General features: G+C 74.6%; 15 protein-coding genes, 1 tRNA gene and 1 pseudogene. 3 read left to right on the forward strand and 14 right to left on the reverse strand.

The annotated features are described in order from the left end of the window. Window positions 1-23: 23 nt before the first annotated feature. A tRNA-Val gene (locus tag ACZ6EM_RS01490) sits at window positions 24-95 on the forward strand. A 351-nt stretch (window positions 96-446) separates the two neighbouring features. On the opposite strand, the gene ACZ6EM_RS01495 is transcribed toward ACZ6EM_RS01490, so the two are convergent. After that, window positions 447-644 (reverse strand): hypothetical protein, encoded by a 198-nt coding sequence (locus ACZ6EM_RS01495; RefSeq protein ID WP_359915397.1) that lies wholly within the window; start codon window positions 642-644, stop codon window positions 447-449. A gap of 406 nt (window positions 645-1,050) precedes the next feature. Between ACZ6EM_RS01495 and ACZ6EM_RS01500 the strand changes: the two are divergent. Then, window positions 1,051-2,307, forward strand: a pseudogene (locus tag ACZ6EM_RS01500) (serine/threonine-protein kinase); the annotation flags it as partial. A gap of 1,081 nt (window positions 2,308-3,388) precedes the next feature. Here the strand turns inward: ACZ6EM_RS01500 and ACZ6EM_RS01505 are convergent. Then, complete coding sequence (locus ACZ6EM_RS01505; protein WP_465771353.1) at window positions 3,389-4,201, reverse strand: TrmH family RNA methyltransferase; 813 nt, start codon at window positions 4,199-4,201, stop codon at window positions 3,389-3,391. Between the two features lie 89 nt (window positions 4,202-4,290). Here ACZ6EM_RS01505 and ACZ6EM_RS01510 point away from each other — a divergent pair, with 89 nt between their 5' ends. Further along, a complete protein-coding gene (locus tag ACZ6EM_RS01510; protein ID WP_401053550.1) occupies window positions 4,291-7,032 on the forward strand; it encodes a SpoIIE family protein phosphatase in 2,742 nt (913 codons plus the stop codon). A 109-nt stretch (window positions 7,033-7,141) separates the two neighbouring features. Here the strand turns inward: ACZ6EM_RS01510 and cobA are convergent, their stop codons facing one another. The 12 genes from cobA to ACZ6EM_RS01570 form a co-directional block, all read right to left on the reverse strand. Then, a complete protein-coding gene (gene cobA, locus ACZ6EM_RS01515) occupies window positions 7,142-8,389 on the reverse strand; it encodes a uroporphyrinogen-III C-methyltransferase (RefSeq protein ID WP_359906002.1) in 1,248 nt (415 codons plus the stop codon). A 102-nt stretch (window positions 8,390-8,491) separates the two neighbouring features. Further along, on the reverse strand, window positions 8,492-12,448 hold the full coding sequence (gene cobT, locus ACZ6EM_RS01520; RefSeq protein ID WP_465771354.1) for a nicotinate-nucleotide--dimethylbenzimidazole phosphoribosyltransferase: 3,957 nt from the start codon (window positions 12,446-12,448) through the stop codon (window positions 8,492-8,494). Window positions 12,449-12,930: 482 nt separating this feature from the next. Next, on the reverse strand, window positions 12,931-14,187 hold the full coding sequence (gene cbiE, locus ACZ6EM_RS01525; protein ID WP_465771355.1) for a precorrin-6y C5,15-methyltransferase (decarboxylating) subunit CbiE: 1,257 nt from the start codon (window positions 14,185-14,187) through the stop codon (window positions 12,931-12,933). Between the two features lie 136 nt (window positions 14,188-14,323). Then, a complete protein-coding gene (locus ACZ6EM_RS01530; RefSeq protein WP_359905994.1) occupies window positions 14,324-14,989 on the reverse strand; it encodes a GNAT family N-acetyltransferase in 666 nt (221 codons plus the stop codon). 198 nt (window positions 14,990-15,187) lie between these two features. After that, window positions 15,188-16,015 (reverse strand): MetQ/NlpA family ABC transporter substrate-binding protein, encoded by an 828-nt coding sequence (locus tag ACZ6EM_RS01535; RefSeq protein WP_401050890.1) that lies wholly within the window; start codon window positions 16,013-16,015, stop codon window positions 15,188-15,190. A gap of 56 nt (window positions 16,016-16,071) precedes the next feature. Then, a complete protein-coding gene (locus tag ACZ6EM_RS01540; protein ID WP_359905988.1) occupies window positions 16,072-16,800 on the reverse strand; it encodes a methionine ABC transporter permease in 729 nt (242 codons plus the stop codon). Continuing rightward, the gene (locus tag ACZ6EM_RS01545) at window positions 16,797-17,822 is read right to left on the reverse strand and encodes a methionine ABC transporter ATP-binding protein (RefSeq protein ID WP_359905985.1); all 1,026 of its coding nucleotides are present in this window, start codon (window positions 17,820-17,822) and stop codon (window positions 16,797-16,799) included. Before ACZ6EM_RS01545 ends, ACZ6EM_RS01540 begins: the two co-directional genes overlap by 4 nt. Before the next feature lie 552 nt (window positions 17,823-18,374). Then, window positions 18,375-18,875, reverse strand: coding sequence for a GNAT family N-acetyltransferase (locus ACZ6EM_RS01550; protein WP_359905982.1), 501 nt, complete (start codon window positions 18,873-18,875; stop codon window positions 18,375-18,377). Window positions 18,876-19,090: 215 nt separating this feature from the next. Beyond that, window positions 19,091-19,348 carry a sigma-70 RNA polymerase sigma factor region 4 domain-containing protein gene (locus ACZ6EM_RS01555; protein WP_359905979.1) on the reverse strand — a complete coding sequence of 86 codons (258 nt, stop codon included), beginning with the start codon at window positions 19,346-19,348 and terminating at the stop codon, window positions 19,091-19,093. A gap of 167 nt (window positions 19,349-19,515) precedes the next feature. Further along, window positions 19,516-20,940: an argininosuccinate lyase gene (argH, locus tag ACZ6EM_RS01560; RefSeq protein WP_401049014.1), complete on the reverse strand. Its 1,425-nt coding sequence runs from the start codon at window positions 20,938-20,940 to the stop codon at window positions 19,516-19,518. A gap of 125 nt (window positions 20,941-21,065) precedes the next feature. Then, window positions 21,066-21,614: an arginine repressor gene (locus ACZ6EM_RS01565; RefSeq protein WP_359905973.1), complete on the reverse strand. Its 549-nt coding sequence runs from the start codon at window positions 21,612-21,614 to the stop codon at window positions 21,066-21,068. A 23-nt stretch (window positions 21,615-21,637) separates the two neighbouring features. Continuing rightward, entirely contained in the window at window positions 21,638-22,852 is a 1,215-nt protein-coding gene (locus ACZ6EM_RS01570) for an acetylornithine transaminase (RefSeq protein WP_401049016.1), read from the reverse strand. Window positions 22,853-22,857: the final 5 nt, after the last annotated feature.

The raw sequence follows: 22,857 nt of genomic DNA on the forward strand, positions 1-22,857 counted from the left end.
CTGCTGCAACACCGCCGCACCAGGCGCGATTAGCTCAGCGGGAGAGCACTACCTTGACACGGTAGGGGTCACTGGTTCAATCCCAGTATCGCGCACAGTAACGGCCGGGGCCGCGATCCATGAGGATCGCGGCCCCGGCCGTTTGTCGTCTCGTTCCGGTGGTTCCCCGGGCCCGGACGTCCGGGACAACCAGGGCGGCCGGCGGGAGCAGGGGCGGCCGGCGACTCGGCCGGCGGGAGCAGGGGTGGGAAAAGAGAAGAGCCGCGTACGGACGCCCTCACCGACGTCCGTACGCGGCGTCTCCGCCTGCCGGGGCGCTCTGCGCACCGCTCTCGCCCGTCCGCGTGTCATCGCGGCCGCGGCCTCCCCGGCGGCACCGCTCCCCGTCCCCAGGGGATCGGTGCCCGTCTTCGACCGGCCTCGGGCCGGTGTCCTTCTTTCCCCGCTCAGCGGGTGATCAGATCGGCGACGGCCTGGGCCTGGTTCGCCATCTGCTCCCACCCGCCGAACAGCAGCACCAGGAGCACGGCGCACGGCAGGGCCATGGCCAGCGCCACGGCGGGGTGCCGCGTGGGCTGCTCGGTGGACCGGGACTGGACGGAGGCCGGCCGACGGCGGGGGGTTCCCGTGATCTGCGGTGCCATGTCCTTGCTCCTGATCCGGTCGAGTTGGCGCGGTGGACGGCTTACCTCGGGGGACGAGCTCCCCGTCCACCGCTGGACACAACGCTATTGGCCGGAGGGTCCTCCGGGCGTCATGCCGTCGTACTGTTCCTCGGACGTCCGGGAGGATGACGATCCGACTCGGGGCCTACTACCGCAGGGGGACGGAAGGCTCATCCGACCCCCGAGGGAACCCTGAGGGGCAACCCCGAGAAGCCCTTCGACGTCCTTGTGACCTGCAGGTCAACGCAAGATCCGACAATCGCACGGTGGCTTCAGGTGTTGCGTATCAGCACACCGCAGCGGGCAGTCCGTAAGCTGTGCCAGACAGGAACTGACGATGGCCCAACCGACGGGGCCTCACCCACAGGCTGACGGGGAACGAAACATGGCGATGATGCGGCTGAGGCGTGAGGACCCCCGCATCGTCGGGCCGTACCGCCTGCACCGGCGACTGGGCGCCGGCGGCATGGGCGTCGTCTACCTCGGCTCCGACCGCCGCGGGCAGCGCGTCGCCCTCAAGCTGATCCGCGCCGAGCTCGCCGAGGACCAGGAGTTCCGCACCCGCTTCGCCCGCGAGATCGCCGCCGCCTCCCGGATCCGGGGCGGCTGCACCGCGCGCGTGGTCGGCTCGGACATCGAGACCGAACGGCCCTGGCTGGCCACCGCGTACGTGCCGGGGCCCTCGCTCTACAAACGGGTCGGCGACGAAGGACCGCTCAACTGGCCCGAGGCCGCCCGGATCGGGGCCGCGCTCGCCGACGGACTGGTCAAGGTGCACGAGGCGGGAGTGGTCCACCGGGACCTCAAGCCGTCCAACATCCTGCTCTCGCCCCGAGGCCCGCGGATCATCGACTTCGGCATCGCGTGGTCGCGGGGCGCCAGCACGCTCACCCACGTCGGCACCGCGGTCGGCTCCCCCGGCTTCCTCGCGCCCGAGCAGGTGCGCGGGGTCGCCGTCACGCCCGCCACCGACGTCTTCGCCTTCGGGGCCACCCTCGCGTACGCACTCACGGGGGACACCCCGTTCGGCTCCGGGGCGTCCTCCGAAGTGATGCTGTACCGGGTCGTCCACGAGGAGCCCGACCTCTCCGCCGTACCGCCGCAACTGGCGCCGCTGATCCGGGCCTGCCTGGCCAAGGAACCCGCCGAACGCCCCGGAGCCGCCGCGCTGCACGAGCGGCTCAGCGAACTGGCGGCGCGCGGTGCGGCCGCCGGGAACGCCGGCGGCGCCCGCGGCACACGACCCGGACGGGCCGCCCCCGCACCCGCTCCGGCCCAGCAGGAGAACGGGCGGCAGAGCGTGCCGGCCCCCGGACGCCCGCCCGAGCCGCCAGCCGCGGCACGGGCCCGGGCTGCGGCGGGCCGCCCCGGCGCGCAGGCCGCCGGGGCCGCCGGACGGCGACCCCAGGGACCGGCCGCGCCCGCGCCGCGGCCCGAAGCCACGCCGGTGACCCGCCCGCTGCGGGCGCGTCCGGACCGTCCGCAGACCCCGCCCCCGGGCCGCCCCGGCCCCCACGACCGGGCACGCCCCCGGGACCGCCAGCACACCCCCGCCCCCGGCGGGCGACCCGGCACCGCCCGGCAGCGGCTGCTCCGGCAGCGGCTGGTGGTCTTCGTCACCGTGACCATCGGGGTGGCGCTGGCCATCGCGGCGGCGCAGGGCTGCGAGAACCGGGACAACCGGAGCGTGCGGCCACCGAGCGCGGTGGTGGTGAATACGGGCTCCGGCGGCGAACAGGCGGTGCCGGGGACCTCGGCGGACGTCGTGCCGCAGTCCTCGACCGCGCCACAGGCCTCGACCGCGCCGCTCCCGGCGGCGGCGCGCAGTGGCGCGGACAGCGGGCTGACAGCCCCGCAGGCGCCCGTGCCACCCGTGGACTGGCCCAACCGCAGCTACCCCGACGGGGCCGGCGGGCCGGCCGTCGCCCTGCAGAACGGGCACTCGGTCGGGGCCGGACCGCAGGTCACGCTGAGCGCGGTGCTGCCGGCCCGGTACAAGGGCCTGCCGGCCGCGGTGGTCGTCCTGCGGCGGGCGGAGGGTTCGACCCAGGTCGACCTCGTCCAGCTCTACACCTTCACCGGGGACACCCCGGTCGCCACCACCTCCCGCACCTCGGTGGCGGACCCGCAGGCGGCGGCCACCTGGCGACTGGACGGCAGCACGGTCGTCCGCGAGGAACGCTCGGCCGTCACCGGCGCCGTCGCCTCCACCCGCTACACCGTCCGCCCCGACGGCACCCTCGACGAATCCTGGCCCGGCGCCACCACCCCGCCCCCCGCCGCCGCCCCGGCCCCACCCACCTCCCCCACCGGCTGAAGCCACCCGGGCCCCGTCCGCACCACGACGGCCGACGCGAGAAGTCGGGCGGGCCGACTTCCGCGCAGGGCGGTCCCGGAGCCCACTGCGGCCGAGCGCCTGGAAGGCGGTCTCGGCAACGCCGGCGAACTCTGGTGCAGCGCCGCACTGATCCTGCGAGGGTCCGGATCGCCCCGGTTGCGGTGGCTGGGGCGATCCGGTGCAGGTCGGGCGTCAGTTCTGGATCAGCACGGTCGCGTGGCTGGAGAGAGCGGTGTTGACTCAAGACCGGACAACCGTTGCAGGAGCAGCGCGGCGCTGCACGAGAAGTCGGATCGGCCGACTTCTGGCGCGGCTCCGGAGGCCGCTGCGGCCCGGGGGGTCGGTGGGGCTCCGGTGAACCGGGCGTGCGTGAGGAGTCGGGCGGTCAGGGGGTGGGGGTGGTGACGGCGTAGAAGGCCACGGCTGCGGCGGCGCCGACGTTGAGGGAGTCGATGCCGTGGGCCATGGGGATGCGGACGGGGTGGTGGGCGGCGGCGATGGCGCGGGGGGTGAGGCCGTCGCCCTCGGCGCCGAGCATCAGGGCGGCCTTGGGCAGGCCGTGCGGGGTGAGGGTGTGGAGGTCGACCGCGGCCTCGGCGGGGGTGAGGGCGAGCAGGGTGAAGCCTGCCTCGCGGACGGTGTCGAGGGCGGCGGGCCAGGGGTCCAGGCGCGCGTACGGGACCGCGAAGACGGCGCCCATGGAGACCTTGACCGCGCGCCGGTAGAGCGGGTCGGCGCAGTCGGGCGAGAGCAGGACGGCGTCCATGCCGAGGGCGGCGGCGCTGCGGAAGATGGCGCCGAGGTTGGTGTGGTCGACGAGGCCCTCCAGCACGGCGACCCGGCGGGACCCGGCGAGCACCTCGGCGGCGTCGGGGAGGGGCTTGCGCTCCATCGAGGCGAGGGCGCCGCGGTGCACGTGGTAGCCGGTGACGGCTTCGGCGAGCGCGGGCTCGACCACGTGGACGGGGGCGTCGGCCTCGGCGATGACGTCGCCCATCACCTCCAGCCACTTGGGGGTGAGCAGCATCGACCGCATCCGGTAGCCGGCGGCCAGGGCGCGGCGGATGACCTTCTCCCCCTCGGCGATGAAGAGGCCCTCGGCGGGTTCGCGGCGGCGGCGCAGTTCGACGTCGGTCAGGCCGGTGTAGTCGGCGAGGCGGGGGTCGGCCGGGTCGGTGATGGTGCGGGGTTCGGACACCCTGCGATCTTGCCAAGCCCGGGCGGGGAAGGCCAAACGGCGGAGGGAGCGGGGTGGTCCCCGGCTGGTCGTAGTGCAAATATGACCGTATGGCCCGAAATCCGGGCCGATCCTGGGCTCCGTCGGCCTCTGGCGCCACTGGCTCCGCCGGCTCCCCCGGTGGGCGCCCACACGGTCGGCCACAGCTGCCGCACGCGAAGCGGCGGTGGCCGGTGTGGCACCGGTCGGTGGCGGGGCAGGTCTTCGCACTCCAGGTGCTGGTCGTGCTGCTGCTCGTGGTGGCGGCCGCGGTGGCACTGGTGGTGCAGTCACGCAACGACGCCACGCACGAGGCCCGCAACCGTTCGGTGGCGGTGGCGCAGACCTTCGCCAACTCCCCGGGCATCGTCGCCGCGCTGCGCTCCCCCGATCCGACGGCCCTCCTGCAGCCGAGCGCGGAAGCCGCACGGGTCGCCTCGGGCGTGGACTTCATCGTCGTGCTGAACGACCAGGGCATCCGCTACACCCACCCGAACCCGGCCCGGATCGGCCAGAAGTTCGTCGGCGTCTACGAGCCCGCCCTGCACGGTCAGGTGGTGACGCAGCAGGTCTCGGGCACGCTCGGCCGCCTGGTGCAGGCGGTGGTCCCGGTGTACGCGCCGGACGGCTCGGTGGTCGGGGCGGTCTCGGCGGGCGTCACGCTGAAGAACATCAGCAGCGCCAGCCAGCGGCAGCTGCCGGTGGTACTGGGCGCGGCGGCGGCCGCGGTGGGGCTCGCCACGCTGGGGACGGCCCTGATCAGCCGGCGGCTGCGGCGCCAGACGCACGGGCTGGGCCCGGTCGAGATGACCAGGATGTACGAGCACCACGCGGCGGTGCTGCACGCGGTGCGCGAGGGCGTGATGATCATCGGCGGGGACGGGCGGCTGCTGCTCTGCAACGACGAGGCGCGCCGGCTGCTGGACCTGCCGCCGGACGCCGAGGGCCGCCCCGTGACCGGGCTGGGCCTGGAGCAGGCGCCGCTGGAGCTGCTGACCGCCGAGCGCCAGGTGACCGACGAGGTGGTGCTGGCCGGGGAGCGGCTGCTGGCGGTGAACGTCCGGCTGATCGACCGGCCGGGCGGCCTGCCCGGATGCGTCGCCACGCTGCGCGACTCCACCGAGCTGGCGGCGCTGTCCGGCCGGGCCGAGCGCGCGCAGCGGCGGCTGCGGCTGCTGTACGACGCCGGGGTGACGGTGGGCAGCACGCTGGACGTGACGCGGACGGCGGAGGAGCTGGCGCAGGTCACGGTGCCGCGGTTCGCGGACTTCGTCACGGTGGACCTGGCGGACCAGGTGCTGACCGGCGAGGAGCCGCCGCCGGGCCCGTCATTGGGGCGGATGCGCCGCGCCGCGGTGGCGGGCGTACGGGACGACGGGCCGTTCTACCCGGTCGGCACGGTGCTGGACGTGGTGCCCGAGACCCCGCTGGCCGGGGCGCTGCACAGTGGTGAGCCGGGCATCGAACCGCATCTGGCGGAGGTGGACGAGTGGCGGGACCAGGACCCGGAGCGGTCGGCGCAGGTGCTGGCGTACGGGGTGCACTCGCTGGTGCGGGTGCCGCTGCGGGCGCGCGGGGTGCTGCTGGGGGTGGCCCGGTTCTGGCGGGCGCAGCGGGCCGAGCCGTTCGAGGCGGACGACCTGGCGCTGGCGGAGGAGCTGGTCGCGCACGCGGCGGTGTGCATCGACAACGCCCGCCGCTACACCCGGGAGCACACCATGGCGGTGACGCTCCAGCACAGCCTGCTGCCGCGCAACCTGCCGGAGCAGACGGCGCTGGACGTGGCGCACCGCTACCTGCCGGCGCAGGCCGGGGTGGGCGGGGACTGGTTCGACGTGATCCCGCTGCCGGGTGCGCGGGTGGCGCTGGTGGTCGGGGACGTGGTGGGGCACGGGCTGCACGCGGCGGCGACGATGGGCCGGCTGCGCACGGCGATCCACAACTTCTCGACCCTGGACCTGCCGCCGGACGAGCTGCTGGGGCACCTGGACGAGCTGGTGAACCGGATCGACCAGGACGAGGCGACGGGCGGCGAGCGCGCGGAGCTGGCCGGGGCGACCTGTCTGTACGCGATCTACGACCCGGTGTCGCGGCGCTGCACGCTGGCCACCGCCGGTCATCCGCCGCCGGCCGTGGTGGACCCGCAGGGCCGGGTGGTGTTCCCGGAGCTGCCGACCGGGCCGCCGCTGGGGCTGGCGGTGCTGCCGTTCGAGACCGCCGAGCTGGAACTCGCCGAGGGCAGTCGGCTGGTGCTGTACACGGACGGGCTGGTGGAGGACCGGGAGCGGGACATCGACGAGGGGCTGGAGCTGCTGCGGGCGGCGCTGACCGGGCCGCCGCGCACGCCCGAGCAGACCTGCGCGGACGTGCTCGGGGCGATGCTGCCGGTGCACCCGCAGGACGACATCGCCCTGCTGGTGGCCCGGACCAGGGTGCTGGCCCCGGACCACGTGGCGCAGTGGGAGGTGCCCACCGACCCGGCGGCGGTGCGCGAGGTCCGGGCCGCGGTGGCGGAGCGGCTGACGGCGTGGGGGCTGGAGGAGGCCGCGTTCGTCACCGAGCTGATCCTGAGCGAGCTGGTGACCAACGCGATCCGGTACGGCTCCGGGCCGATCCGGGTGCGGCTGCTGCGGGACCGTTCGCTGATCTGCGAGGTGTCGGACGGCAGCAGCACCTCGCCGCACCTGCGGTACGCGGCGACCGAGGACGAGGGCGGGCGCGGGCTGTTCCTGGTCGCGCAGTTCGCGGACCGCTGGGGGACGCGCTACACGGCGACCGGGAAGGTCATCTGGACGGAGCAGCCGCTGGAGTAGCCGCGGAACGGCCGCGGAGTGGGAGGTCGGACCGGCCGACTTCCCGCTCCGGCGCGTTGGCTGCGGCGCGTCCGCTCCGGCACGTTCGCCCCGGCGGGTCCGCCCCGGCCTACGGCTGGAAGGCCGCGGCCAGCACGTTGACGACGTCGCCGATGACGATGACCGCCGGGGGCTTGACGCCCTCGGCCTCGACCACCGCGGCGACGGTGCCGAGGGTGGCGTCCACCCGGCGCTGGGCGGCGGTGGTGCCCTCCTGGACGACGGCGACCGGGGTGTCCGCCGGCCGGCCGTACTCGACCAGCCGGGCGGCGATCGCACCGATCTTGTCCACGGCCATCAGCAGCACCAGGGTGCCGCTCATCCTCGCGGCGGCCTCCCAGTTGGTGAGCGAGCGCTCGTCGTCCGGGCCGACGTGGCCGGAGATCACGGTGAACTCGTGGGTCATGCCGCGGTGGGTGACCGGGACACCGGCCGCCGCGGGGACGCTGATCGAGCTGGAGATCCCGGGCACCACGGTGACCGGAAGCCCGGCCTCCGCGCAGGCCAGCAGCTCCTCGCCGCCGCGGCCGAAGACGTACGGGTCGCCACCCTTGAGCCGGACCACGAACTTGCCGGCCTTGGCGTGCTCGACCAGGGTGCGGTTGATCGCCTCCTGGGCCATGAAGCGGCCGTACGGGATCTTGGAGGCGTCGATCACCTCGACGTGCTCGGGCAGTTCGGCGAGCAGCTCGCGCGGGGCGAGGCGGTCGGTGACCACCACGTCGGCGTCGGCGAGCAGCCGGCGGCCACGCACGGTGATCAGGTCCGGGTCGCCGGGGCCGCCGCCGACCAGGGCCACGCCGGCGCCGTGCGCGCGGTACTGGCGGGCGGCCAGCGAACCGTCCCGCAGGCCGTCGACGATGGCGTCGCGCAGGGCGGCGGAGTGGCGCGGGTCGCCGGTGAGGACGGCGACGGTGGCGCCCGCGTCGCGGCCGCTGGCCGGGGTCCAGGCGGTGGCCGCGGCGGCGTCGTCGCTGCGGGAGCAGAACACCCGCTCGCGCTCGGCCTCGGCGCTGACCGCCGCGTTGACGGCCGGGTCGTCGGTGGCGACCAGGGCGTACCAGGTGCCGGCCAGGTCGCCGTCCCGGTACGGGCGGGCGTGCCAGGTGAGCTCACCGGCGTCGGCCATCGCCTGGACGGCCGGGGTGGTGGCCGGCGATATCAGGTGCAGGTCGGCACCGGAGGCGATCAGGGCCGGCAGCCGCCGCTGGGCGACCTGGCCGCCGCCGACCACGACGACGCGGCGGCCGGCCAGCAGCAGGCCCACCGGGTAGGGGGTACGGCCCTCGGTGCTCGGGTGCGGGGTGGGCGCGCTCATCGGCGGTGCTCCTGATCGGGGGTGAGGGTGTGAGGACGGTACGGCACCGCTCCGCGGTCCGGCGCGCCCTCGGGCCGGTCCGCGGAGCGGTGACGGGGTGCGTCAGGCCTTCTCGGTGACCCCGGCGGAGTCGAAGGTGGCTACATCGTGCATCGCCCGGGCCGCGCTCTGCACCAGCGGCAGGGCCAGCAGGGCACCGGTGCCCTCGCCGAGCCGCAGGTCCAGGTCGATCAGCGGGCGAAGGCCGAGCTTCGCCAGCGCGGCCTGGTGGCCGGGCTCGGCGGAGCGGTGGCCGGCGATGCAGGCGGCCAGCACCTCGGGGGCGATCGCCTTGGCGGCCAGCGCGGCCGAGCCGGCGATGACGCCGTCCAGGACCACCGGGGTGCGCAGCGAGGCGGCGCCCAGCAGGAAGCCGGCCAGGGCGGCGTGCTCCAGGCCGCCGACGGCGGCGAGGACGCCGACCGGGTCGCTCGGGTCGGGCCGGTGCAGGGCCAGCGCGGCGCGGATGACCTCGATCTTGCGGGCGTGGGTCTCGTCGTCGATGCCGGTGCCGCGGCCGGTGACCTCGGCCGGGTCGAGGCCGGTGAACACCGAGATCAGGGCGGCCGAGGCGGTGGTGTTGGCGATCCCCATGTCACCGGTGACCAGTGCCTTGTTGCCCGCCGCGACCAGGTCGCGGGCGGTCTCGATGCCGACCTCGATGGCCTTGAGGGCCTCCTCGCGGGTCATCGCCGGGCCCTGGGTCATGTCGGCGGTGCCGGGGCGGACCTTGCGCGGCAGCAGGCCGGTGGCGCGGCCCTGCTGGACGGCGTCCGGCAGCTCGGCGGCGACGCCGACGTCGACCACGCAGACCTCGGTGCCGATCTGCTTGGCGAAGGAGTTGATCACCGCTCCCCCGGCCAGGAAGTTGGCGACCATCTGGGCGGTCACCTCCTGCGGCCAGGGGCTGACGCCCTGGGCGTGCACACCGTGGTCGCCGGCGAAGATCGCCACGCAGGCGGGCTCCGGGATCGGCGGCGGGCACTTGCGGGACAGCCCGCACAGCTGGGCGGAGATGATCTCCAGCATGCCGAGCGAGCCGGCCGGCTTGGTCATCCGCTTCTGACGGTCCCAGGCCTCGCCGAGCGCCTTGGCGTCCAGCGGCCGGATGCCGCGCAGGGTCTCGGCGAGCAGGCTCTGCGGCTCCTCGCCGGGCAGCGCGCGGTTGCCGTACTGCTCCTCGTGGACGACCCAGGACAGCGGGCGCTTCTTGGCCCAGCCCTGCTGCTCCAGCTCGGGCTCGTCCGGGAACTCGTCGACGAAGCCGACGCACAGGTAGGCGACGACCTCCAGGTGCTCGGGCAGGCCGAGTTCGCGGACCAGCTGCTCGTCGTCGAAGAAGCTCACCCAGCCGACGCCCAGGCCCTCGGCGCGGGCGGCCAGCCAGAGGTTCTCGACGGCCAGGGCGGCCGAGTACGGGGCCATCTGCGGCTGGGTGTGCCGGCCCAGGGTGTGCCGGCCGCCGCGGGTGCGGTCGGAGGTCACCACGATGTTGACCGGGGTGTCGAGGATGGCCTCGATCTTGATTTCCTTGAACTGCTTGGCCCGGCCCTTGGGCAGCGAGTCCGCGTACGCCTCGCGCTGGCGCTCGGCCAGGGCGTGCATCCGCTTGCGGGTCTTCGCCGAGCGGATCACCACGAAGTCCCAGGGCTGCGAGTAGCCGACGCTGGGCGCGGTGTGGGCGGCCTCCAGGACGCGGATCAGCACCTCGTGCGGGATCGGGTCCGGGCGGAAGCCGTTGCGCACGTCGCGTCGCTCGCGGATCACCTGGTGGACGGCCTCGCGGCCGGCCTCGTCGTATCCGGGGGCGGCCGGGCCGCGCGGCTCGGCGGGCTCCTCGGGCTGCTGCTCGGGCTGCTCCTGAGCCTCCTCGGCTGCGGTGCCCTCAGGGGCCTCCGCGGCCTCGGTGACCTCAGCGGCCTCGGCGGCGGGCTGCTCGGTCTGCGGCTGCTCGACGGCTTGGGCGGTCGCCTCGCCGGCCTGCTCCCGGGCGGGCTCCGCCTCCGGAGCGACGGCGGTCTCCGCGACGGCGGCGGCCTGCGCGACGGCGGCGGCTTCGGCCTCGGCCGGCACCTGCGCCGGCTCGGCGGCCGGCTCCGCGGGGGTCTCGGCCTCCGCGACGGCGGCGACGGGCTGCTCGGCGGCGCCCTCGGCAGGGACGGCCTCCTCGGCCTCCTCGGCCTCTCCGGCCGGCGCGACGGCCTCGGCCACGGGCTGCTCGGCGGCTTCGACGGGCTGCGCCGCCGGAGCCTCGGGAGCGGCCTCGGCCGGAGCCTCGGGGGCCGGCTCGACGGCTTCGACGGCTTCGGCGGCCTCGGCCACCACGGGCGCCTCCACGGCCTGCCCTGCGGGTGCCTCGGCCTGGACCTCGGCCTGCTGCTGCGGCTGCTCGGCCTCCGCCGCGGCCTCGACGACGGCCTGGCCGGAGGGCATCTCACCGGTGCCCGCGGCGGTCTCCGCGACCGGCTCGGCGACGGCCTCCGGCGCGGTCTCCGCCGGGTGGGCCTGCTCGGCGGCCTCGGCCACCACGGCGACCGGGCCGGACTCGGCGCCCGCGACGGCCTCGGCGGGCTGCGCGGAACCAACAGCCTCAACGGCTTCGACGGCTTCGACGGCTTCGACGGCTTCGACGGCCTCGGCCGCGGGCTGCGGCGCGTCGGCGGCCGCTATCGGCGCGGGCTGCTGCGGAGCCGTCTCCTCGACGACCTGGGCCTGCCCGGCCTTCTCGACCTTGGGCAGGCCGTGCGGGGTGGGAGCGGCCAGGAAGGCGGAGATCCGGCGCGGCTGGCCGGCCGGGGCCGCGGCCTCGGCCTGCTCGACGGGCACGGCGGCAGCACCCTCGGCGGCGACGGCCTCGGCGGCAACGGGCTCGACAGCGACGGGAGCGTCGGCCGTCCCGGCCACCGGCTGGGCGGACTCGGCCGGGGCGGCCTGCGCCGCCACGGCGACGGCCTCCACGGCGGGCGCGGTGGCCTGGGTGGCCTGGGTGGCCTGGGTGGCCTGGGTGGCCTGGGTGGCCTGGGTGGCCTGGGCCGTCACGTCCTGCGCGGGCTGGACCGGGTCGGCGTGGACGGCCTCCGGCGCCTCGACGACCTCGATCACCTCGATCGCCCCGACCGTCTCCACGGCCAGCACGGCCTCGACCGGCGGCCCGGCCAGCGGCACCTGCTGGGCGTGCTGGACCTGCTGGACCTGCTGGACCTGCTGGAAGTCCTGCGCCTGCGGCAGCTGCTGCCCGTCCACGACCGGAACCCCGGCAGCCGCCGGGACGACCGGCGCCGTCGGGACGGCCTGCGGGGCGGCGGCGTGCGCCGGGGCGACGGCCTCGGCCATCGGCGGGCGGCCGACCACCGGGATGCCGTGCGCGGGCGTTCCGCCCTGCGAGGGGCCGCGGTCGGCCAGCGAGCGGACCGGCACCTGGCCGGTCATCAGCGACGGGTCCGGGATCGGCGGGCCGGCGTGCAGCGGCCGGCGCGGCTGCTGAGCCTGCGTCATCGGCTGCTGCGGCTGCGTCTGGACGGGCTGCTGCGGAACGGCGTGCTCGGCGCCGAGCACCGGCGGGTCCACCGGCGGCCAGGACGGCTCGACCGGCGTGCCGTCCTGCTGCGGCGCGAGCGGCATCTGCTCGGTCGGCACGGCCGGCTCGCCCCAGGAGCCCTGCGGGCCGGGCATCAGCAGCACGTCGTCATCGTCGTCCAGGCCGTCCGGCGTGTCGGGCTGGTCGAGGAAGTGGAAGGCCGGCCGCGGGGCGCCCTGGTCGACGGCCCAGCCGTCGCCGGGGTGGCCGGGCTGGGGCACGCCGTAGCCGTGCTGGCCCTGCGGCGGGATGACGCCCGCACCCGGGGGCATCGCGCCGGGGACGCCGCCGACCGGAGCCGGGTTCGGGATCGCACCGCCGTCCGTCGCGACGCCCTGGAGGGGTGCAACGCCCGCGACGCCCTCCGGTCCGCCGAGCGGGTCATGCCCGGCGTGCAGGTGCTCCGGCAGTCCCTCGCCCGGGACGTGGCCGCCATCGGTCATTGTCAAAGCTCCTTCCAGGCCGCTGCCGCGCCCTCGGCGACACGATCACCGATCGCAGCGCCCATCCGCACGGGCCGCACCAGCACCGGCCCGCCCCTAACCACACGCGGCCGCCGCGCCGTGGCGCTGCGGCCCAAGTCCATCCGGCGCACTGCGGCACCCCGGCCCGGCGCGCCGCCCGTACGGGGCGGCACATCGTCTGAAACAACGACAACCCGGAGCAACCGGCACGACCGCACCGGACCCTACGGCATTCTCCAGGTCCGGCACGCGGCCCGTCGAATTGCCCACACTCCGAGCGGAATCGGATTGCACCGCGTCAAAAAGGTGACAAACCGACCGAATCAGGTGGGTCGCCGACCGATACGGCCGTCCAGGACGTCACACTACCGGCACGGCGCGGTCACCTCTCGAATCGGTGTCCGGATGCGACCTGGATCACCGTCGGCGCCACCGGACGGCCCGGCACGCGCCCACGGCCTTCACACGATCTGCTCACCCCAGAGCACCAGCGCGCCGGTTCCGCCGGTCCCCAGCGCCAGACCGTCGCCCTCCCCCACCGGCCGCAACGGGGTCGCCTGGAGCAGCGCGCCGTCCGCCCGGTAACCGGCCCCGGCGATCGCCCGGTGGACCTCCTGCGCCTCGGCGAGGGTCCGGGGCAGCGCGACGAACCGCTCGGGCCGGCGGGCCAGGACGGCGCGCACCACGTCGAGTCCGCCGGACTCCACCACCGCCGCGTCCGGCTCCGGCAGGCCGCCCAGCACCTCGGGGCCGCTCCCGTACACCGTCTCCACCTCGACGCCGTAGCGGCGGGCGTTGACGGTCAGCCGGGCGCAGGCCGAGCGGGAATCCTCGACCGCGACGACGGCGGCGCCGAACCGGGCCGCCTCCACCGCGAGGGCGCCGCTGCCGGCGCCGACCGACCAGACCAGGTCCCCGGGGCGTGCGCCCAGACGGGCCAGTACCAGGGCGCGCACGTGGGCGGGGAGCGCCTCCGGTGCGCCCGGCTCACCCTCCGTGCGCCGGGCGCCCGCATAGGCGTCACCGGGGAGCGCCCAGCCGCGTTCCGCGCCGGGGTAGCCGACCGGGCGCCCCGCGAGCCAGCCGGCCGCCTCGTCCACGGCGGAGGCCTGGGCGCCGCCGCCGATCACCAGCACCACGTTGGGGTCGCGCCACACGTGGTCGGCGATCCGGTCGGAGGTGAGGACGGTGACGTCCTCGTCCGGGGTGCCGAGGGCCTCGCAGACCACGAAGGTCCGGTGCACCCCGCGCAGCATCAGGGCGAGTTCGGCGGGCCCGGCGCCGGGCGCGGTGAGCACCGCGACCTTGGGGTGGGCCCGGCAGATGTTGGCCGCACGGCGCAGCCGTCCGCCGTGGACGCTGACCACCTGGGCGTCCTCCCAGGGCATGCCGGCCCGGGCGAAGGCGGCGGCCACCGAGGAGACGGCGGGCAGCACCTCCAGTTCGAGGCCGTACTCGGGGCGGCGCAGGGTGCGCACCACCCCGAAGAAGCCCGGGTCGCCCTCGGCGACCACGACGGCGGCGCCGCGGTGCTCGGCGATCCGGCGGGCGGCCTGCCTGACGTTGCCGAGGGTGATCCGCTCGGCGGCCTCCGGCACCGGGAGGGCGTTCAGTTGGTAGGGGGCTCCTGCCACCAGGGTCGCCGCGGCCAGGGCCGCGCCGGCGGCCTCGGTCAGCGGTGTGCCGTCCCACCCGATGACCGTGATCCGGTCAGCCATCTGCGGCCGTTCTCCCTCGCCTCGGTGCGCCACTCGATCCGCCGTCGTGCGGTGCCGGTCCAGAGGCTACCGGGTGCGGTACCCCGGACCCCGACATCTCGCACACATGTCCACGCCGGGTCAGGGGCTTCGGCGCTCAGTCGCGGAGCACGTAGCGCTGGTCGCCGTGCCAGCCCCCGCGGAGCGGCTCGGGCGACTCCAGGTCCTCCGGGAGCAGGCTCCACAGAATGAGGTCGCTGCGGCTCTCTCCCCCGGTCCGGCCGCCGGGAGATGCCTCCGGCACCGCCTCGCCGGACTCTCCCCGGACTATCCAGGCGCTGCGCAGCACGCCCTCGCTGATGCCGCCGATCTTCTGGGCGACCTGCTGGGCGGCGGTGTTCCCGGCGGCGGTGCGCAGCTCCAGGCGCAGGAAGCCGCGGTCCTCGAACAGCCACTGGGCGACGCCGAGGACGGCCTCCGGGGCGTAGCCCTCGCCGCGCGCCCAGACGGCGGTGACGTAGGAGATCTCGGTGCTGCGCAGCCGCCAGTCGGTGTTGCGCAGCTCGACCAGGCCGACCAGGCGCTGGGTCAGGTTCTCGGTGACGGCGAAGACGATGCCGCGCCCGGCGGCCCGGTGGGCGGGGGCGAGGGTGCGGGCGAGCTCGGCCGCGTACTCCTCGGTGAAGGGGTGCGGCAGGTCCGTCCAGGCGAGGACGAGGTCGTCGGCCATCATGGTGGCCAGCCCGGGGGCGTCGTCCTCCGCCAGGGGCCGAAGCAGCAGCCGTTCGGTGCTGATGGCGGTCTCGGGGAAGCTCGCTGCCATGCCGTCTCTCCTCGCCGGGTCGTGAACACAACACCGTACGCCTCCGTCGTGCCCCGGGTGCCACGCGGTGCGCTGCCCGCACGACGGTACGTCAGAACGCGGTCGGCCGGAGTGTCCCTGCCGCATACTGCCCGACCGGGCCCCCGCCGAGGTGCGGCGGGGGCCCGGTCGGGATCAGGGTGTCGAGCGGACCGCGGCTCAGAAGGCCGGGACGACCGAACCCTGGAAGGTGTCGTTGATGTACTTCTTGACCTCGTCGGAGTGCAGCAGCTCGGCCAGCTTCTTGACCCGCGGGTCGTTCTCCTTGCCCTTCTTGACGGCCAGGATGTTGGCGTACGGGTTGCCCTCGGCCTTCTCCAGCACCAGGGCGTCGGTGGCCGGCTTCAGGCCGGAGTCGATCGCGTAGTTGCCGTTGATGACGGCGGCGTCGAGGTCGGCGACGGAGCGGGGCAGCTGGGCGGCCTCCAGCTCCTTCCACTTGAAGTTCTTCGGGTTGCCGGTCACGTCCGCCGGGGTGGCGGCGGTGGTGACGCCGTCCTTGAGGGTGATCAGCTTGTTGTCGGCGAGCAGCTTGAGCGCGCGGCCCTCGTTGGTGGCGTCGTTCGGCAGACCGATGGTGGCGCCGTCCGGCAGGTCGGCGATCGCCTTGACCTTCTTGGAGTAGACGCCCAGCGGCTCCAGGTGCACGGGCTCGACCGACACGATGTCGGTGCCGCGCTTCTTGTTGAAGTCCTCCAGGTACGGGACGTGCTGGAAGTAGTTGGCGTCGGCCGAACCGTCCTGCACCGCCGTGTTGGGGGTCACGTAGTCGGTGACCTCCTTGATGTCGAGCTTGAGGCCCGCCTTCTCCGCGAGGTTGTCCTTGACGAACTTCAGGATCTGACCGTGCGGGGTGGGGCTGGCCACGACCTTGAGCGGCGCGTTCGCGTCCGACGAGGAGGAGGACCCGGAGCTGCCGCAGGCGGCGAGCGAGAGGGCGACGCCGGCGGTGGCGAGGATGCTGGTGAACTTCAGAACGTTGCGCACGAAAAGTGCCTTTCTGCGTGGAACGGGGAGCCGCGCCCGGGTCGGACGGGGGAGGTCTAGGAGGCGACGAGGTCCTCGTCGGGAGTCGTCCGGGAGCGGCCGAGCAGCCGGGTCCGGCCGCCGGTGCGCCCGCGGTGGGAGAGCCGCTGGACGACGAAGTCGCCGATCAGCTGGACGGCGGTGACGATGATCACCAGCTCGGCCACGATGACCCACATGAAGGTGGTCTCGAAGCGCTGGTAGCCGTAGTTGACGGCGAGGGTGCCGAGGCCGCCGCCGCCGACCGTGCCGGCCATCGCGGAGTAGCTGATCAGGGTGATGACCGTGGTGGTGACCGAGGCCACGATGCCGGGCAGGGCCTCGGGCAGCAGGGTCTTGCGGACGATCGTCCAGGTGCTGCCGCCCATCGACTGGACCGCCTCGACCAGGCCCCGGTCGACCTCACGGACGGAGGTCTCGACCAGGCGGGCGAAGAACGGGATGGCGCCGATGGTCAGCGGCACGGTCGCCGCCTGCCAGCCGATGGAGGTGCCGACCAGCCAGCGGGTGAAGGAGATCAGCGCGATCATCAGGATGATGAACGGCACCGACCGGGCGAGGTTCACGACGAAGCCGATGCTCTTGTTGACGGCCCGGTTGGCCAGCAGGCCGCCCTTGTCGGTGAGCACCAGCAGCACGCCCAGCGGCAGGCCGAGCAGGACGGTGACGACCGCGGACACCCCGACCATCTGGAAGGTCTCCTGCGTGGCGGGCCCCATCAGGGCCCACATCTCGTCCCAGGTCATGCCACCGCTCCGTCCGTCGCACCGATCACGTCCACCTGCAGGCCCTGCTCGCGCAGGTAGCCGATCGGCACCACGTTGTCCTGGTGGCCGCCGGACAGCTCGACCCGCATCCGGCCGACCATCCGGCCGGCGATGGTCTCCACCGCGGCGCCGAGGATGTTGATGTCGATCTGGTAGGTGCGGGCGAGCTGGGAGACGAAGGGCTGGGCCGAGCTGTCGCCCTGGAAGGTGATCTCCAGCACGGTGGAGCCGGGGTGGCCGGTGCCGAACTCGCTGAGCGGGAACAGCTCGCGGGCCAGCTCGGAGCCGGGCCTGGCGAGCAGGTCGGTGAGCTCGCCGGACTCGACCACCCGGCCGCCGCGCATCAGGGCGGCGGAGTCGCAGACGGACTTGATGACGTCCATCTCGTGGGTGATCAGCAGGACGGTGAGGCCCAGCTGCTGGTTGAGCTCGCGCAGCAGCTTGAGGATCGAGCGGGTGGTCTCCGGGTCGAGCGCCGAGGTGGCCTCGTCGGAGAGCAGCACCTTGGGGTCGCCGGCCAGCGCCCGGGCGATGCCGACGCGCTGCTTCTGGCCGCCGGAGAGCTGGTTGGGGTAGCTGCGGGCCTTGTCGCCCAGACCGACCAGGTCGAGCAGCTCGGCGGCCTTGCGGCGGCGCTCGGTGCGGTCCAGGCCGATGATCTCCAGCGGGAGCTCGACGTTCTGCTGCACCGTCCGGGAGGAGAGCAGGTTGAAGTGCTGGAAGACCATGCCGATCCGGCGGCGGGCCTCGCGCAGCTCCTTGCCGGCCCGGTTCTCGCCGCCGGCCAGCGCGGTCAGCTCGACCCCGTCCACGGTGACCGTGCCGGAGGACGGGCGCTCCAGCATGTTCACGCAGCGGATGAGGGTGGACTTGCCGGCACCGCTGGTGCCGACGACTCCGTAGACCTCGCCCGGGCGGACGTGCAGGTCGACACCGGCGAGGGCGGTCACCTCGCGGCCTCGGGAACGGTAGACCTTCGTCAGGTCCGTGGTGGTGATCACAGCGGCTTTCCGTGGGTCGGGGGCGGGCGGCGCGGGTCGACCGCCCGACCTGCTTGCGGTCGGCGGGGCGACCTCACGGCGCTGCGCCAGGAGGGTCCGGACCTGGCGTCCCTCGATCGTGGCCGTTGGACGCCGGGGCCGCGCGACGGCGTGGCCCTAACGGGTCAACGCACCCGCGCGGATGCGGGCACGACCGGGGAAGGGGTCCGGGAGGAGGGGCGCGCTCGCACGGGCGGGAGCGCTGCCGGAGTCTCGCTTCGGGGCGCGAGGGGGAGGCGCCCTCAGCGGGGCGCCGGGGGCGGTGGCCCTCAGCAGTGACACATTCGACGACACATGGCACGCTCACCTGCCGGCAGGGTGCCGGTGGGGGTCCAGTTCGTCGTCGCAGTCATGTGAGCCAGTAAAACAGATGGGTCGAATTCCGCCCAATTGTTTGGCGGAGCTGTCCGCAATGCGGACACATACCCCTGTGACCTGCATGGATACGGCTCGGCGCCGCCACCGGTGGTCCGGATGGTGGCGGCGCCGGGAAACGTGCGCGGGGCGGCGGACTCAGGCCGTCGCCGCGAGCGGCGTCGCGGCGGGCTTCTCCAGGTGGACGTAGCTCAGCCGGCTGGTGATCTGCTCGACCCCGGTCTGGCGATACCCCTGTCGAGCGTACAGCCGCAGGTTGCCGAGGCTGCGGTGGCCGGTGGACAGCCGGTAGGCGCTCACCGGGCCCTCCTGGGCCATGCGGCGCTCCAGCGCGTCCAGCAGGCGGCCGCCGAGGCCGTGGCGCTGCATCCGCGGGTGGACGACCAGGCGCCCTATCCGGGCGACGCCGTCGTCGCCGACGCGGCCACGGACGGTGCCGACCACCTCGTCGCCCAGCCGGGCGACCAGGAAGTGGTCCTCGGACAGTTCGGCGCGCAGGCTCTCCAGGCTCTGCGTCAGGGGCTCGATCGCCCAGTCGCCGTACAGCTCGGCCTCGGGCTGGTAGCCGAGGTACTGGAGCTTGAGGATCTGCTCCGCGTCCTCGGCCTCCGCAGCCGAGATGATCACGCTCATGCCCATGTGGAGGGGCCTCCCCAGTCGTCGTGCCCGGCGCGCAGAGGGTGGCGCGCTCACGCTCAGTATCCGAGTGATCGCACCACCGTCAAGAGCTGCGTTCGCCAGCGCTCTACCCGGGTGTCAGCTCCGCTCAACCTTCGCGGGGGCGGACGTGAGCAGGGTCACCTCCCGTGCCGCACGGGTTCCGCCCGGTCGCACGGGCTGCTCAGGGGTGGCGCTCAGGGGTAGCGCTCCGCGTGGAGCAGCATCCGCAGGCAGGCCAGGCAGCGCGAGCGGGTGGGGCCGATCGAGCCGCGCGGCATGCCGAGCCGCTCGGAGAGCTCACGGTACGTGGGCGGCGGGTCCTCGGCGAGCGCGGCGATCAGCTGCGGACAGCGGCCGGGCAGGGCGGCGACGGTCTCGCGGACCGCGCGGCGGCGGGCTTCGGCGAGGTAGACGTCCTCGGCGGAGGGGGCGGGCGGGAGGGGGGTGCACACACCGTGCATGACGGCCCGGGGCGGGGCCGGTTACGCCCGGGCCGGGGCGCGGACACGGGAGGGGCGCGCCGGTCGGACCGCCGCGCCCCTCCCCCGTCGCACCGGGGGTCGATCCCGACCGTGCCGGGGGTCGACCCCTCGTCGGCGGACCGGCCGCCGGCGAGGGGTCAGCCCTGGACCCACTCCTGCTGCCGCGCCAGGTCCGCCTTCACCTCGGCGAGCTGGACCGCGACCGCCGAGGGGGCCGTTCCGCCGCGCCCGTTGCGGGCGGCGATGGCGCCGTGGACGCTGAGCACCGAGCGCACCTCGGGCGTCAGATGCTCCGAGATCGCGGCGAACTGCCCGTCCGTCAGGTCGGACAGTTCGATGCCCTCGGCCTCGCAGACCTTGACGCAGGCGCCGGCCACCTCGTGCGCGACCCGGAACGGCACGCCCTGCTTGACCAGCCACTCGGCGATGTCGGTGGCGAGCGAGAAGCCGGCCGGGGCCAGCTCCTCCAGCCGCTCCCGGTGCACGGTGAGGGTGGCCATCATCCCGGTGAACGCGGGCAGCAGCACCTCCAGCGTGTCGCAGGAGTCGAAGACCGGCTCCTTGTCCTCCTGGAGGTCCCGGTTGTAGGCGAGCGGCAGCGCCTTGAGGGTGGCCAGCAGGCCGGTCAGGTTGCCGATCAGCCGGCCGGACTTGCCGCGGGCGAGCTCGGCGATGTCCGGGTTCTTCTTCTGCGGCATGATCGAGGAGCCGGTGGAGAAGGCGTCGTGCAGCGTGATGAAGCCGAACTCCTTGGTGTTCCAGATGATCACCTCCTCCGCGATCCGGGAGAGGTTGACGCCGACCATCGCGGTCACGAAGGCGAACTCGGCGACGAAGTCGCGCGAGGCGGTGCCGTCGATGGAGTTGCCGACCGAGCCGCCCTCGAAGCCGAGCTCGGCTGCGACGGCCTGCGGGTCGAGGCCGAGCGAGGAGCCGGCCAGCGCGCCGGAGCCGTACGGCGAGACGGCGGTGCGGGCGTCCCACTGGCGCAGCCGCTCGGCGTCCCGGCCGAGGGCCTGCACGTGCGCGAGGACGTGGTGGGCGAAGAGCACCGGCTGGGCGTGCTGGAGGTGGGTGCGGCCCGGCATCGCGGTGTCCGGGTGCGCCTCGGCGAGGCCGACGAGGGCCTGCTGGAGGTCGAGCAGCAGGCTGCCGATGGTCTTCGCGTGGTCCCGCAGGTACATCCGGAACAGGGTGGCGATCTGGTCGTTGCGCGAGCGTCCGGCCCGCAGCTTGCCGCCGAGGTCGGGGCCGAGGCGCTCCAGCAGGCCGCGCTCCAGGGCGGTGTGCACGTCCTCGTCGGCGACGGTGCCGGTGAAGGTGCCCGCCCGGACGTCGGCCAGCAGCCGGTCCAGGCCGCCCAGCATGCCGGCCAGCTCCTCGTCGGAGAGCAGACCGGCCTTGTGCAGGACCCGGGCGTGGGCCTTGGAGCCGGCGATGTCGTACGGCGCGAGGCGCCAGTCGAAGTGGACCGAGGCCGAGAGCCGGGCGAGCGCCTCGGACGGGCCGTCGGCGAAGCGCGCGCCCCAGAGGCGGACGTCGGAGGGCTGCTCGGCGGTCATCGCGTGACTCCTTCATGCATGTGCAGTGGACGGCATAAGTATGCACGACGCCGTATGAAACACAAAACCCCGGCCGGAGGGTTCTCCGTCGGCCGGGGTTCGTCGGGGTCAGGCGCTGCGCGGCGCTACTGGGCCTTCGCCTGGGCGAGTTGCATGAGGTGGTCGGCGAGCGCCTGGCCGCCGGCCGGGTCACGGCTGATCAGCAGCACGGTGTCGTCGCCGGCGATGGTGCCGATGATCTCGAAGACCTCGGCCTGGTCGATCGCCGAGGCCAGGAACTGGGCGGCGCCCGGCGGGGTGCGCAGCACCACCAGATTGCCGGAGGCCGTCGCGGAGACCATGAGTTCGCCGGCCAGCCGGGCCATCCGGCCCTCACTGGCCGACTCCCCCATCGGCGCGCGCGGCGTGCGGTCGCCGCCCTCGGCCGGGACGGCGTAGATCAGCGCGCCGTCCCGGTTGCGGATCTTGACCGCGCCCAGCTCGTCCAGGTCCCGGGAGAGGGTGGCCTGGGTCACCACGAGTCCATCGTCGGCGAGCAGCTTGGCGAGCTGGCTCTGCGAACGCACGGGCTGGCGGGTGAGCAGGTCCACGATCCGCCGGTGGCGCGCGGTGCGGGTCTGCGGGACCTGCGGCGTCGGGCCGGCGGCGGACGAGCCGGAGCGGGAAGCGGTCATGTGATTATTCTCCCGGACGACGGTCAACTCGCATCGGCCGGGGCACTCTCGCGCACCGTCCGGAGGATGCCCGGCAGCGCGGCCAGGAAGGCGTCCGCCTCCTGCTCGGTCAGCACCAGCGGCGGGGCCAGCCGGACGGCGTCCGGGACGGCCGCGTTGACCAGGTAACCCGCCTCCTGGGCGGCGGCCTGGACCCGCGCCGAGACCGGCTCGGTGAGCACGATGCCGAGCAGCAGGCCCGCCCCGCGCACGTGCGAGACCAGCGGGTCGCCGAGCGCCTCGATTCCGTGCCGCAGCCGCTCGCCCAGCTTGCGGGTGTGCTCCAGCAGGCCCTCGGACTCGATGGTGTCCAGCACCGCGAGCCCGGCCGCGGCGGCCACCGGGTTGCCGCCGAAAGTAGTGCCGTGCTGGCCCGGGGTGAGCAGTTCGGCGGCCGGCCCGAAGGCGAGCACCGCGCCCATCGGCAGACCGCCGCCGAGCGCCTTGGCCAGGGTGACCACGTCCGGCTCCACGCCCTCGTACGCCTGGTGGGCGAACCAGTGGCCGGTGCGGCCGACACCGGTCTGGATCTCGTCCAGGACCAGCAGGGTGCCGGTGGCCCGGGTGATCTCGCGCGCCGCCCGCAGATAGCCCTCGGGCAGCGGGACGGCGCCGTTCTCGCCCTGGATCGGCTCCAGGAAGACGGCGGCGGTCCCGGTGGTGACGGCCGCGCGCAGCGCCTCGACGTCGCCGAACGGGACGTGGGTGACGTCGCCGGGCAGCGGCCGGAACGGGTCCTGCTTGGCGGGCTGGCCGGTGAGCGCGAGGGCGCCCATGGTGCGGCCGTGGAATGCGCCCTGGAGGGCGACGAGGTGGGTGCGGCCGGTCCGCCGGCTGATCTTGAAGGCGGCCTCGTTGGCCTCGGCGCCGGAGTTGCAGAAGAACACCCGCCCGCCCGGGCGGCCGTCCAGCTCCAGCAGCCGCTCGGCGAGGGCGATGGTGGGCTCGGCCATGAAGAGGTTGGAGACGTGGCCGAGGGTGGCGATCTGCCGGCTCACGGCCTCGACGACGGCCGGGTGGGCGGTGCCGAGGGCGTTGACGGCGATGCCGCCGAGCAGGTCGGTGTACTCCTTGCCGTCGGCGTCCCAGAGCTTGCTGCCCTCGCCGCGCACCAGCGGGATGCGGGGGGTGCCGTAGTTGTCGGTGAAGGAGTGCTGCCACCGCTGGGCGAGCTGCTCGTTGTGCGTCACGTCGGTCATGTCGG

The sequence above is a fragment of the Kitasatospora sp. NPDC041917 genome (assembly GCF_055589745.1).